Origin of the sequence: Paenibacillus sp. BC26, from assembly GCF_900116125.1 — a bacterium.
In the GTDB taxonomy this organism is placed as follows: Bacteria; Bacillota; Bacilli; order Paenibacillales; family Paenibacillaceae; genus Paenibacillus_Z; species Paenibacillus_Z lignilyticus.
Map to the genome: position 1 here is coordinate 2,918,223 of NZ_FPAD01000001.1, position 13,549 is coordinate 2,931,771.

Consider the following 13,549-nt stretch of genomic DNA (forward strand, 5'->3'; position numbering starts at 1 on the left):
CCTTAATTTATTGTACAAACCTTCTGTAAAGGATATCCAATATCAGGATTGACCATACGAAAAATAGTCCTCAGAAAGCTATGATATTGGTTCAAGTTCTCCGCTTTCTAAGAGCGTATAATGTTTTAGTGTAGGCTCGTCATAAACGCCTTTCTTTTCGTATAAGTCCAATTGTACTCGCCCCGTCTTTGAAGTTTTTATATCCCAGTCTGCTAGAATTAATTCATATTCCTTAGTGATATCTATATCTACAAACTTACCTTCTCTAAACTGCAAAATATGTGGCCATCTTTCGACGTGCTCAGGCTGAGGATAGTCTATTGAGTAACCTATTTCATCAATATTATCGGCGTCCAGATCTCCAATACGGATCTTGAAATTGTCTTTAGTCAAATCAATGGGATCTACATCCAAAGCAATCCGTTGAAACTCTTTATTATTATCAGTTCGATATTCTAAATAAACAGGTGCGCTGAAATAAGTCGGATTACTCTCGTAATGACTTGTGATTATTCTTATTTCATCATTAATTCCATCCTTGTCTAAATCAATTTGAAACTGATGGAGTACAGTCAAATTATCGAGTTCAACATATTCTTCAATCGCTGGTACATCATATTTAACATTGGGTTTTATTGTTAGGGTCTTACTCTTAATGTTCCACTCTATATTGTTTCCGTAGTAAAGAGCAACGGCTTTAATTGGAATATATATTTTATCTTTAATTAGAAGTATTCTAGAATTCAGAGGCACATTTTCTCCATGATCCATAAAATAATCCTTACCGATTTGGAATTTCAAATGTTCTTCTTCATCCCCGAGATCTGTATCATACGAAACAGTCTTCGAATCTGAGTCCCACATGACTTCTTTAGAATTAAGGAAAAATGGCAAACAATTCTGAAGACCTACTGAATCTACATAGATATGACCGTTTATCAACTTCCCTGCAAACGTCTTGTCCCCTCCAACCAAGGAGTGTATTGTTCCTTCGTCTTCTAAGTCTTTACTTGCACTGGTAGGAATACTCATTGTTACACACATAATTAAAATTAACACTATCGATAAAGTTAATCTTTTCATTGTCATTAATCCTCACTTTTTGAAATTATTAACTACACATACATATAGACGTCAGATCCTATGCTAAGTTGCAACTTCAAAACCAAAGAATTGCTACACAAAGCTTTCCATTAGTGAAATAAATCAAAGGAGCAGCTGCCGAGGCAATCTGCTCCTTCTGTCGTTGAATTATCGTGCTCGTTAGTGGTATAGGACCATTTTGATTTGCAGGCTATTCTTCGGTCTTTTACCTGAATTCGTATATAAATCCGTAACACAAACGCGTCGGAATGTGCGAAATCCATACAGAGTCTTTATTAAGCTTTTATCTTATCTGTAAGTTCGAACGCATATCAATAAAGGAACGAACATCTTATTTTGCTGGGGGTTAACTTTCAATATTCTAGTGTGATTATATTAGCATCCCATGTCTTATTGTAACGCTAAAAGAGGTGAACTCATTTGGATGACTTAAAGCAAATGATTGAACAACTAAAAATACAGTTAAATAACATTAGTGGTAACGTTAGTAATAACGGTGATAACGAAGTTAGGGCTTTGAGAGAAGTTAGCGGAAGATTAGAGGAAATAAATAAATCCCTTAATTCGATTACTGTATTATTGGTTTGCATACTTCTTCTGGGTACTGTCGTGTCAGGTATTCATTTATATTTCTTCATAAAGCGATATTTCAAAGAACTGAAAAAGTAAGCACATTTGACTCATTATAACCGTAAGCAACAGGCTGCTTATATAACGGTAGCCTGTTGTCATTGTGGAAACGTGCCCGTTAGCTTAATATGATTTCGTTTTGAAACCCAAATAAGTTCAATAAATTGAATGCTAATTATGACTGTTGATTGAGCGAACTTTTCTTCTTCTAAGCATCTCAACATACGTACTAATCAATAATGACATAAGAACTCCAATAGTAAATGAATAGAAGTTAAAATACAACGTATTTGTATATTGATTTAACCAGCCAAATCTGTAAATAACAGAACCTGGTGAATTTGGCCCTCCTCCCAGATGATGGAGGAGAGACTGAATTTGATAAGATTCACCATATACACAAAAACAAATTAAACACAGTAATATCACAGATAATGCACCAATGTTTTTTCGATTACGATAATATCCATCACTGACTTTATAAACATATACCAACATGAGTAAATAGATGGGTACAGCAATATAAATAAAGAGTACACCTAAATTCCCATTACCTGAAATTCCTTGACCGACCCTGTACCGCAAGGTAAACAGGTCGATCAAAAAGAACATGATAGCGGCTAGAAATAGAGAAATAAGTAGTATGCTCAAGTTGATTTTGAATTGTCTTTGCATATATAAATCACCGCCTTTTAAAAGAAATATATGCACAGCTACTAATGAAGCTATTATATTGGCTATTTTTTTGCGTTATCCTGCACGTTAGCGGAACACGCCGCCGATGTACGTCGGCAGCCTGTTCTTTGCGACTTTTTCATCTGGATACTTCTAAGGGACATGTCAAAAAAATTACGGACGATTGTATCCTGAATTCTATCATAAGATCCGATTTCAATTACTCAAATAGGATTATCAAATTTCCAGGATACATCTAGTTTTGTTAGATCGTCTAGAAACTCCTCCAAAATACTTTCTAATTTCTTTATCCCTACTATTTTTTTGTAATGTACCGAATTTACTAAGTCATCATCAGTTATATACCTACCACTATTGATGATTTCTTCAGACACATCATATCGCCTAACCCAAAATCTCATTTTCGTACCATCTGCTGTGTTAATATATTTCGTTGGATTTGAAGCAGTTGCAACAACAAAAGCGCGGCAATTCTCCATTGTTGCAGGTATCTCACATACCATTTGTGTTCCTACTAATAAATTATTAATCTGTTGAAGAGTTAATTTCCCCATAACTCTCACCTCATTATGGCGTTTAATGTTCCAAATGAAAATTCTTGTTATTACAATCTTCACTTTTTCAACTATCGTGCCCGTTAGCTTAACAAATATAGTGTTATGATTTAGCTTGATAAATAATCTTTCTTAGTTCGGCAGTCTGGTCTTTTGGTATTTCGTATCCTTGCCCTCTATCAGCTATATCGACGAGTAAGGCGGTACGTCCAGCTTCATCAGCAACGTTTAACACGAATTTCATTTGTGTCCCATCTTCGAGCAAAAGATACATGAAAAACATTGCACAATAGTCTATATCACCTTTCTCTATTACCGCTATGTTGATCGCTCGTTTGAATATCCTTAGTTCATCAACTTTCTCATAAGTCACAATACTTTCTGTAAATGGTGTTGTCTTCATTGTCTTACATCCATCCGCAGATTCAAGTTTAATGATGACGATTTCTTTCCCATCCAAAATATCATTTTGATGTATTAAGTTCAGTTTGTACCAACCAAGAATACACAAAGCAAAAAAGATAACCGTTATCGAAAGAATCTTGAGTTCTCGCTTGACCATTTCCGCCTCCTATGGATTAAGCCTTTATTAAGTAGCCCTTGTTGTCACTTACGAGTCTGAGTTAATAATTGTTGTATTAATACTAAACTGCCCGTTAGCTGAACAAAGAAAGAACCTCGGGATAGTTTCTACCTGCTTCCTAAGTTGATTAATTTGATTCTTATCGAAAGGTTTAATCATTGTCTTGGTACTCAAAATTGCCAGTTTCTATACGTCGAATAATGTCTTCAAGCTCTTCAATTTTCCCTTCATTTTTATGACGAGTGTAAGCAAACAAGATAAAGTTCTTTTTCAAATATGATAATCTCTTGTGTAGATAAATTAATAGTTCTTTATTATCCACTTTCAATTCACACCTCCGTTGGAACGTTAGTGATGCATAAAAAATAGAATAGTACAGAATACGATGCCCATGGCTGAAGGGTATATTTGTAAATACAGGAAAGTGGTTAGGTCTAGTTTAAATCGTATACAGGATGATTATTTTTACTTTAATGACCATCATACAGTTTCGCTATTCTGACCATTGTTATCAAAATCAACGAAACATCAATGCCCTATCAAATTAGATTTTTGATAATAGAAATGATAGAACTAACTAAAAAATAAGTTATCCCAAAAGGGATTAAGTTGAATAAAAATGTCTTGAACCTACTCATACCTTTACTCTTACTCCCAACTTCACTCTCACTCTCACGTATAAATATATAAATGAACGACATTGTTACTACCATTATGATTCCTTTAAATAGTTCTTCTGATTTAGAGATGTGTAAAACACTCGTAACAATTAAAAAAAAGATAAATAATATGAGTAACATAATGAGAAGATATATCGTTTTTTTTACTGTCATCTGTCATCGCCCCTTCAAAGTAACAAGCAACAAGTCACTCTCAGCCAAGCTCTTCATAACTAATACCCATTTTTAATTATAAGAGGCTAAACCAACATTCAGCACTTCAGTTATAATGGGACACTTAAATTTTACCATATTTCTGACATATTAACTCAATGATAATTTTCGCTATACTAGCCGTTAATTCATTCAATAAAACAAAGGAGCAGCTGCCGTTGGCGAACTGCTCCCTGCTCTTTGTTCATTCAGCTGTCGTACCCGTTTGTTCAACGGATTACTGTTATGGATGATCTCGTGTAGACTCATATTCCTCAATTATTTCGTCACGATACTCATCTGCGATTTCCTCATCAAGCTCTTTGTCGTCCAGCCATTGATAATAATGACCCAGTTCATGTGCAACTGAACCCAAAATTGCAACTAAAGCATTATCTTGTCCACGGTCATTAACCAATTCCAAATAATCCCCTGTGGCAACTCTTATATAGGGTTCTTCGTTTTTGTCATATGGTGCAAAGAATGTTGCAGATACAAGCTCTTTTGTATATCTGTTTTTGATTTGATAATCTCTTTTTAAATAGACGACCACTCGTATCGGGAAATTGTATTCTCTTCTCAGCCACTTGGCAAATTCGAGACAGGCTCGCTTAACTTCGGGATGCACTCCCGATTCTGTTCTTATTCGTATGCCACTCCTCGGATAGTTCATTGTCCCCCACGCATTTGATTATTTATTTGTATTTATTTTTAGCACATGGATCACCTTTACTAAAACATTGAAGGGTTAAACCAATCTCCCGTTAGCGTAACATGTCGTTTATGCCGTTACCCTAATTTTCTTCGCTTTCAATTGGTTGCACGATATCTGTATATACATCATTCTTGATTTTCTTTCTTAAACTAGAATCCCCAAAAATAGTTCCGTAACTAATTAGTCCGCTTCGATCGCGCAGGAATGAGACCATGGAGGCATCTAATTCTTGATGGACGCCTACTTCTTTACTCCAACCATTACCCACAGCTGCATCAACTGCTTGCCAAATCACTTCTGCAATCCCATCATGAATTCGTATGTAGGTAATGGATTTTCCACCTCTAAAGAAATATGAAGATCCATCGTTTGATTTGAAATCATACCCATATCCAAAGCGTGATAGAAGTTATTTTACGGAATTTCATCACAATCACTTCCTAAGATGATTTGTTTTCTAACTAACCTACCCGTAAGTTGAGAAAACGGCAGCCTACATGCGTGGTTGCCGTTTCTTCGTTTTTATTGAACTATCGTTCTCAGTTAGCTTGATTTCTTCTGTTAGCCAATAGTTTGTCTCCAGATAAGTCATTATTTATAATAATCGTATTTTTTGCTCATGTACTTCATGAAATTGGTGTGAAGTTGTTTCAACTGTTTATTAATCGCAGCGGTGTCAATCAAGGATGATTTTTCTGGTAAGACATTAAGTGCGCCTGCTAATTGGCTAATAAAAAATGCTCGGTCTTCGTTGAATTTATTTTGCAACATCAACGTGAAAAATTCAGATTCGATTTCTCTGTTAAGCCTTACTACTTCGTTTAATCTGGCTGAATTATGGGCGATATTAAACCCGACAAACATGCCTGACCCCTCCCTAATAAGACCGTATGTATCAACAAGAGGCTCGCCAGGAGTATTTAGCAATTCAAAATGAGCGCCTTCCACATAGCTTCTTGCCGTTGCATATATCTCAGACTCCTGACTTTTCATCTGAGTGTATTGTGAGATTAATTGTCCAACGTATAGCGCTAATAATAAAAATACGATGATTGGATATATAATTCGTCGTTTCAATTCTATAATGCTCCCTATATTTCAATGTGTTTTACGGTTAAGTATAGCACGCGGCATCTGTATTCTACGGCAGGTAATTCCTCCCACTAATCTGGCCGTTAGCTTAATGCTGTATTTCAATATCACGACCCTTACACCATTCAATTACTAATTCCTTTATCTTTCTTTCTTTGTAGTCATACCATTGTTTATCAACACCGTGTTCAATAATGTTATCTTTGAATCTTCGGAATGCTCCTCGCCCTTGAATTTCTACAAACAGTTTTTCTCGAATATTTTCATCCTCTAATGCCTCAATAAAATCTTCCATTAGTTCATATTCATTGAAGTCGTTTCTTAATGTAAAGTCGATGTATATCCCATCTTGATCTTCAAGAATCTGGATTGCTTTTTCGATGTTCTCTCTTTGCCATTCAGGAAATTTTTCGAGTGGCTTTTCATCTTCAGCCGCTCCAATTTCTTCTCTTGTTAGCATAAAAACTTCTCCTGTTGCTGAATTAATATATGTAAAAGTATCGTCTATTTGCATCTCAATTTCACCAACTAAATCAATTAACTTTACTGCTTTATTAGCCTTCATATTCGATTTCTCCTCTTATAATTACTTCTTTATAATCACCTTGTCCAAAAAACATAAACGACTACCCTAGGCGAGAAAAACTCCAGATTGCCGCTACTAGCTTGAACTATCGTTCTCCGTTAGCTTAGAATATCTGTCTAAATCATATTTTTCCTAAATTTTAAAGATGAAATGATGTTAAACAAGTTGCGTAAACCTGCCTGTCTGATTAAATGAAAATAAGGAGCAGCTACCAACACAAACTGCTCCTTGATTGTTCAGCTATCGTGTCCCGTTGGCAAAATGAGCAAACATATTCTTCATATTGTACGCATTAGCTGGATAAGGCTACTCATACACTTTCATTATGCTTTGTCTGGAATTTGTATAACATGTTCTTCCAAGACACCATCCGTAATAACTGCGCTTTTGTATCGAATAGACCACATTGCTGATGTTTCATCATATCTCACTTCTTTTATTACTAGGATTTTTATATCTGCAATATCCTTATTCATTAAAGCTTTACGTATTATTTCATCTTGTGTAAGTTTTGCTTTTAAAGGTTTTTGTATTTCGGATATCGTGACCTTCGACGCCCCTCCCTGACCTGGGTAAGAAGCCGCTATACTACCTTTAAACCAAACTTGGACATTTTGCCCTACCTTTATATTTGGGGGCATATTAGAAACCCATACTGCATCATAGAACTCTTCTCTTGTTTCATTTACTTTTCTGCTTATTGGAGTAACGACTAATGCTCTTTGATTTTCAATCTTCGTAACATAACCAACAAGTTCAGGATCTACGCTTTCTTTTTGAATGACAAATGAAAGCAAGTCTGGATTGATGTACTGTTGAATTTCCAATTTAACTTGTTCTTCGTTTGTATCAGGCATCGTTATGACTATTCTGTTATTTATCGTATCAAGTCCCGAGGAATCCAAATTTAATTTGCTATAAAGATCGAGATCCATCAACTTTTGCTGTACAGCTTGCAGTTCTTCAATCGAATGTGCGACACTGACAGTTCGATAAGTTCCTGCTTTATATCGATTCGCAAGTAAACGACCTTTTTCATCATTCATACCTACAATGTTAATAAAAACTTTGCCCTCTAATAAATAAATATCACCATTCGCAATATGATTCTCAGCTAGAAATTGGCGAACCTCGTTCGGATCGTTCATCGCATTTAATGTACCATTGCCTTTATAGACATTCCCACCACTGCCGCTTGCTTGCATTCGAGCACCGCAACCCGAGATCAGAACGGCCAATAAACCTACGATTAATAAACTCCTAATTGAAAATTTCATTTTCATAACCAACTCCTTTCGTAACCAGATAACCTTCATCGTTTTACTCTAATCTTTAATTGTAAAAAATACCCGTTATATAGTAGATTGACGAAATAAGCGTTACAGGAGTTGCGCTAAGTAGCCTATTCGTTCAATAAATATGGCTGCCATTTCCGACTATTTCTGAATTGTTTTTATCCACTTGAAATCTCTCATATCCCCATTGGCTCAACATGCTATCGTACCCGCTGTTTTAACTCTTCTTGTACAAATTTCTCTATCACCATTAGGATAAAGATACCCAAATAAGAAGCTCCAAGTGCTGCGATCGTTCCATAAATGTAGTAGTTCGAAATGTAAGGACCACAGAACATCGGCAATTCCTCACAAAGTACAGCATGTCCACTCGAAGGATAATTTCGTCCATACCACTGATAACCTGTTCCCAAGAGTGTCCCAAGATAGACAAAGGCTCCCTTCTCCAGGAGAAATCCAATCGCTGTCGAATGTATTACCAGAAGGAGTGTCCATCGTTTTACAAATGAATACATTAAGGCTCCCATCGGGAGATAAGGTATTATGGAGAATAAAACACCGTAATAGATCGAGGAGAGCTCTCGGAACTGGTCCGCTGGCACTGAGGAGAATAGGTTATAGCTTGTCGCTATGATCAAATATGTAAGAAAATATAAAACTACAAACAAGAAGCAGGATATATAGGTAACGCTCCACCATGGATAGCGATTTTCCAAATAATCACCTCGAATTACTGAAGTTCATATTGAGACTTTCAGCTTCTCGAATCAATTTCAAATTTATAAGACGGAATCGATGCATGTTATCCAAAAAATCGAGAAAAGGGATAAAACAGCCAGTAATCATCTATTATGGATATGCTAATTATCCAAAGCAGAATTCCAATAACTAATGATACCGCCGCGTGTGTAAGCTTCTTAATCAAACCAATATTATGAGCCAAAGCGAACGTACATAGAATGAATGGAAAGAATAGTAGAAGCAGTCCATTCGACCAACTCCCCAAAAAGCTTACGACATACCATACCGCACTTGCTAACCAACATATATTCGGTTTCAAAATGATTACAAGTATGTAAAAAATGATTACAAGTATCGGCATATAGTCCCCCTTTTATTCAATAAGTGCCTTGGCTAATAACGGTCTTGTTTTGAACCATTCCTGTTTCATCCACCTGTTGGCCGAAGCAACTACTTTAGTTTGCAATAAAGGTCATGAATAGAGAAATTACAAGCCCCTGAGAAATAGCTATCAAGAGGTCGTTTTTTCAGTTGGTTTTGGTGTAGAGACTGAATCAATGTGCCCATGAGTTCTAACAATTTGTACCAGATACACTTCAAATATCCTATCGTTAGAGCAACAGGCCGCCGATTTCTCGGCAGCCTTTTTAAATGCTACAAAAAACATTAGGACAAATAAGACGAAATCACTCTAATTAAGGTTTTAAAATCACGGTTAGTTTTTTGTTTTTTTCACTAAAAGACTGGCTCACAACGTAGCCTTCTCCATTAACTATAAGCTTAAAATCTAGTATTCTAGATATATTGATTACATCGATTAGTGGCATTCCAGTTAAATCTGGAGGTGACTCGTTGTTCAAATTATCCGTAAATATATAAGTTGGAGTAGAAAAATTGATCTTTGTATTTTGCAGAGGATATTGGGACATTACTTTGCTTCCTGTCCCAACCACAATGACATTATTATTTCTAGCTTGGTTCACTGATAGTCCGAGATAATTCGGAACTTCCTTCAATTGGTGTTCTGAATGGTTTACCAATGCCTCTTCTGTAACATCAGAAGGCATTATTGCTAGATAATTTAAGCTTTTCTCGATTACCTCTTTAAATACAGGTGCTGCTACCATCCCACCACTAGCAACATTACTATTTGGTTCGTCCACAATGACAATAGCTGCTAATTTGGGATTTTCAACGGGCGCATAACCAATGAATGAAACTACGTGTTTACCTTCTGCATATTTTCCATTTTCGACTTTATTAGCAGTTCCTGTTTTTCCAGCAACTCGGTAACCTTCAATATATGCGTTCTTCCCCCGATCCAATATCTCTATCTGAAACTACTTGTTCTAAATATTCACCTACTTTTGCTGCTGTTTCTTTAGAAATAACTTGGCGAACAAAAGTTGGTTTAACTAGTTGAACTGAACCTGTCTGATTATTCTCAATCTTACTAACGAGGTGCGGTTTCATTAATTTCCCGCCATTGGCTATTACACTTATTGCAGCGATTTGCTGAATAGGTGTAACTTGTACCATGCCTTGTCCATAGGATGCAGCTGCATAGTCAGCTGGATACTTCAAGTTAATTACACCACGTGACTCCAAAGGGAGCTCTAATCCAGTAATAGCTCCAAAACCAAATTTTTTAATGTATTTTTCCAATCGTTCAGGTTGAAGTCCAAAGTATCCCAGATTTACGAACGCGACATTACTTGACCTTTTTAATCCTTCAAGGTAAGTTATTGAACCCCATCCTTCGGGCTTAATATCATGAATAATTTGCCCTGGAACTTTTATTGAACCAGACTGATATTTCTCATTAGGGTTAAACAATTTCTCTTCAACTGAAGCAGCTAATGTGACTATTTTAAATGTTGAACCTGGTTCATACACAGAGCTAATTGCATGGTTAATAAAAGCACTGTAATCTTTAGTTTCCCAGTATGCATTAGGATCAAAATCTGATATATTCGCAAGCGCAAGGATTTCCATCGTTGTAGGATTTGCTACAATAACAGTAGCACTTTTAGGACTATACGTTTTTTGCACTCTACTTAAAGCTTCCTCAACAAAATATTGAATATGATTGTCAATGGTTAATGTCACGTCCATCCCATTCTTAGGAGGAATATATGAAATAGTTCCATTTTCCACTTCAATAGAATTACCATCCTTGTACGATTGAATCCTACCATCGGATTCTTTGAGGAAGCTGTTGAGACTTTTCTCCATTCCGAGCACAGGAGAACCTTCTAAATCTAGATACCCCAATACGTGTGAGGCAAGATCTTTTTTTGGATAAAATCGTTTTTCAACCTTAATTGTAGTGATACCTACTTCTTTACTCTTTAATTCTTTTTGATATTTTGTTTTAAGTTCGGTTATTTTACTATTAATATTACTTTCTAATAACCATCCACCTTTTCTTACTTCAACTTGTTTGTAATATAATTCATCTTTTTTCTTCTTGTTCACAAGTTCACTCAAATATAACTTATCTATTTTTAGAATACTCGAGAAATCCTCGATTATTCTATCACTTATCCTTAAGCTATTAATCACATCTGGATTTAAATATAAATTGTACGCATATACATTTGTTGCAAGAATACTGTTGTTTCTGTCAAGCATATTCCCACGGTTCGCTGGTAATATTTCATCTCTTTTCCAAACGTTTTTCGCTTTAGTTAAATAAAACTCTCCTTCAATTACCTGAACATAAAAAACTCGAACAACCATACCAAGAAAGCCAAGAGTTAATAAAGTACCAATAATAAAAGATCTTTGAATTATCAATTTCCTCATTACTCTTCTTTCCTCCAGATTGACTCAAGTTACTTTATACCTAACGCATGCCAAAATCAAGAACCTTAAGAATCCAATATATTCCATGCGTTAGGTGCGATATCCTTCCTTCTAATACAATAAAAATACCCATGCTACATTTCCAGATTAGACATGGGTAGATTTCTCCAAAATAATCATAGTTAAGTACCCTTAGATAATAAATGGACAATACCATGATTTTTGGACATAACTTAATGAATTTATTCTCGGCAGCCCACTGCGAAAGCAAATTGTTCATTGTCCTTTAGCACAATCTGTAATATGTTCTATGACCCTTTGCGGAACAGGCTGCCTATTATATCGGCAGCCTGTTGTTATTGTTCCGTTTCTTGTAAATTAAAGCACATGACATTCCACTTTTTAGTTATCGGTATACTTTATTTGATACATTGGTGTTCCATCTTTGATTTCACCGAATTGAGGTGAGTTTTTATTCATATTAATCTCTATCGGCTTTACGAGGACCTTCCATCCATCATCGTATCTAATAACACTGTATGGAATCGCTGGTATCGTGCCGATATCGGAATAAGTAAGCTGTACTGAAATATCCATCTGGGTTGAACTAATACTTTTTGAATTGACAATTTTATATGAAATTATTGTATCGCTCTTTGCGTTCTCTTGATAAGCTTTTTTTCGACTTTTATTATCCAGATAGTTTTTATCAACTGAATAAGAGAGCATGCCTTCTACGCTCTTAGAGATGTATGCATTGAAATATGCTGTTGCTGCGGCATGAGGCTCTTGTGCGGGAGCTTCAATAGCCTCAGCTCGGTGTGTAACGATTAATAACATTATAGAAACAGCAAATAGAAAAACAGAACATGGCAGCAGAATCTTTACATTCCTCATAATTAAACTCCTCCTTCCTCATTATTAAATTCGGGTTTAGCTGTTCGCTCTCATGATACCAATACCTGGAAATTGCGTACATAGGTCCATCCTATCATTTCAAATCTTTATTGGAATCAATCACAGCAATATTAACATTCATATCCTGCATGCCAAATTAGGTGTGCCATTGTTTTATTGAGCTATACTGCCCAGTTAGTACAACAGGCTGCCGATTTCGGCAACCTGGTCTTTGTTATGATATTGTCCCTCGTTTGCGATACGCCCAAACACTTCAGGATGTAAAGGAGATGCTTTCATCGGCGTCTCCTTCTTAAGGATAAGAGCAGCATAATAAACAATGTAATAGCACTAGCAAGAACTAAAATAATTATTATGTTAGATTGGTTTTCATCTTGAGGGTTTGTTATCTTTAAGGGTTCATAACCTGCTCCCAACGCTTTAAATTCTTCTTGTGCGGATGCAAGTGTCTTGTTACCTTCACAAAGTCCTGTTTCGAGTCGCTCTGGATCACCGTAAGCAAATACGATATATTCTTCATTCACTTCGAATCCTTCATATCCACAACTAGCTGAACTCAATGCTGTGTATACACTCGTTTGAAAACTCAACTCTCCTTTCCACACCGTTTTTACTTCGAATTGAACTTTTACAGAATCTGAAGTAGACCAAATCTTCCCTTTAGTCGGTTTTGTCAAGCTCAATACTTTACCCGAGAAAATTGCTGTTTTTCGATTCAACTGATTTTCAATGCTGGGAGGGGCAGCACACGAGCATGCATTGACAGTTAAAGGTTTAACCACAAAGCATGTTCCAAGCACGATAAAATAAATAAGTAACACCTTCGTTATTCTTTTCCACATCATGATCACCTCATCGGAATGGTGGAAATCCCCATATGTAATCTTAGACGAAGCAAACCTTGTATTGTTGCCCAATCCTGCCCGTTACTTTAATGAAAAACGGCAGCCGATAA

13 protein-coding genes are annotated in these 13,549 nt (G+C 36.0%); all 13 read right to left on the reverse strand.

What is annotated here, in order from left to right:
- Positions 1-78 precede the first annotated feature (78 nt).
- The gene (locus BM412_RS12925) at positions 79-1,083 is read right to left on the reverse strand and encodes a stalk domain-containing protein (RefSeq protein ID WP_177245815.1); all 1,005 of its coding nucleotides are present in this window, start codon (positions 1,081-1,083) and stop codon (positions 79-81) included.
- Positions 1,084-2,633: 1,550 nt separating this feature from the next.
- Positions 2,634-2,984 carry a hypothetical protein gene (locus BM412_RS12935; protein ID WP_091218422.1) on the reverse strand — a complete coding sequence of 117 codons (351 nt, stop codon included), beginning with the start codon at positions 2,982-2,984 and terminating at the stop codon, positions 2,634-2,636.
- A gap of 103 nt (positions 2,985-3,087) precedes the next feature.
- On the reverse strand, positions 3,088-3,546 hold the full coding sequence (locus BM412_RS12940) for a hypothetical protein (RefSeq protein WP_091218426.1): 459 nt from the start codon (positions 3,544-3,546) through the stop codon (positions 3,088-3,090).
- Positions 3,547-3,718: 172 nt separating this feature from the next.
- A complete protein-coding gene (locus BM412_RS32115; protein ID WP_177245816.1) occupies positions 3,719-3,895 on the reverse strand; it encodes a hypothetical protein in 177 nt (58 codons plus the stop codon).
- Between the two features lie 788 nt (positions 3,896-4,683).
- On the reverse strand, positions 4,684-4,992 hold the full coding sequence (locus BM412_RS12950) for a hypothetical protein (protein ID WP_256256289.1): 309 nt from the start codon (positions 4,990-4,992) through the stop codon (positions 4,684-4,686).
- Positions 4,993-5,233: 241 nt separating this feature from the next.
- Positions 5,234-5,449 (reverse strand): hypothetical protein, encoded by a 216-nt coding sequence (locus tag BM412_RS31850; RefSeq protein WP_143111619.1) that lies wholly within the window; start codon positions 5,447-5,449, stop codon positions 5,234-5,236.
- 296 nt (positions 5,450-5,745) lie between these two features.
- On the reverse strand, positions 5,746-6,231 hold the full coding sequence (locus BM412_RS12955; protein ID WP_091218435.1) for a hypothetical protein: 486 nt from the start codon (positions 6,229-6,231) through the stop codon (positions 5,746-5,748).
- A gap of 103 nt (positions 6,232-6,334) precedes the next feature.
- Positions 6,335-6,811, reverse strand: coding sequence for a UPF0158 family protein (locus BM412_RS12960; RefSeq protein WP_091218438.1), 477 nt, complete (start codon positions 6,809-6,811; stop codon positions 6,335-6,337).
- Between the two features lie 344 nt (positions 6,812-7,155).
- A complete protein-coding gene (locus BM412_RS12965) occupies positions 7,156-8,115 on the reverse strand; it encodes a DUF3221 domain-containing protein (RefSeq protein ID WP_177245817.1) in 960 nt (319 codons plus the stop codon).
- 1,448 nt (positions 8,116-9,563) lie between these two features.
- The gene (locus BM412_RS12980; protein WP_177245818.1) at positions 9,564-10,193 is read right to left on the reverse strand and encodes a penicillin-binding transpeptidase domain-containing protein; all 630 of its coding nucleotides are present in this window, start codon (positions 10,191-10,193) and stop codon (positions 9,564-9,566) included.
- Positions 10,165-11,676, reverse strand: coding sequence for a peptidoglycan D,D-transpeptidase FtsI family protein (locus BM412_RS12985; RefSeq protein ID WP_091218450.1), 1,512 nt, complete (start codon positions 11,674-11,676; stop codon positions 10,165-10,167). Before BM412_RS12985 ends, BM412_RS12980 begins: the two co-directional genes overlap by 29 nt.
- A gap of 402 nt (positions 11,677-12,078) precedes the next feature.
- Positions 12,079-12,573, reverse strand: coding sequence for a hypothetical protein (locus BM412_RS12990; protein WP_091218454.1), 495 nt, complete (start codon positions 12,571-12,573; stop codon positions 12,079-12,081).
- A 296-nt stretch (positions 12,574-12,869) separates the two neighbouring features.
- Positions 12,870-13,436 carry a hypothetical protein gene (locus BM412_RS12995; RefSeq protein WP_091218456.1) on the reverse strand — a complete coding sequence of 189 codons (567 nt, stop codon included), beginning with the start codon at positions 13,434-13,436 and terminating at the stop codon, positions 12,870-12,872.
- Positions 13,437-13,549 lie beyond the last annotated feature (113 nt).

What these genes read in the sequence shown, in the direction of transcription:
- BM412_RS12935 (WP_091218422.1), bottom strand. Translation starts at nt 2,984, where the DNA reads ATGGGGAAATTAACTCTTCAACAGATTAATAATTTATTAGTAGGAACA.
- BM412_RS12965 (WP_177245817.1), bottom strand. Translation starts at nt 8,115, where the DNA reads ATGAAAATGAAATTTTCAATTAGGAGTTTATTAATCGTAGGTTTATTG.
- BM412_RS12925 (WP_177245815.1), bottom strand. Translation starts at nt 1,083, where the DNA reads ATGAAAAGATTAACTTTATCGATAGTGTTAATTTTAATTATGTGTGTA.
- BM412_RS12990 (WP_091218454.1), bottom strand. Translation starts at nt 12,573, where the DNA reads ATGAGGAATGTAAAGATTCTGCTGCCATGTTCTGTTTTTCTATTTGCT.
- BM412_RS12985 (WP_091218450.1), bottom strand. Translation starts at nt 11,676, where the DNA reads ATGAGGAAATTGATAATTCAAAGATCTTTTATTATTGGTACTTTATTA.
- BM412_RS12960 (WP_091218438.1), bottom strand. Translation starts at nt 6,811, where the DNA reads ATGAAGGCTAATAAAGCAGTAAAGTTAATTGATTTAGTTGGTGAAATT.
- BM412_RS12940 (WP_091218426.1), bottom strand. Translation starts at nt 3,546, where the DNA reads ATGGTCAAGCGAGAACTCAAGATTCTTTCGATAACGGTTATCTTTTTT.
- BM412_RS12995 (WP_091218456.1), bottom strand. Translation starts at nt 13,436, where the DNA reads ATGTGGAAAAGAATAACGAAGGTGTTACTTATTTATTTTATCGTGCTT.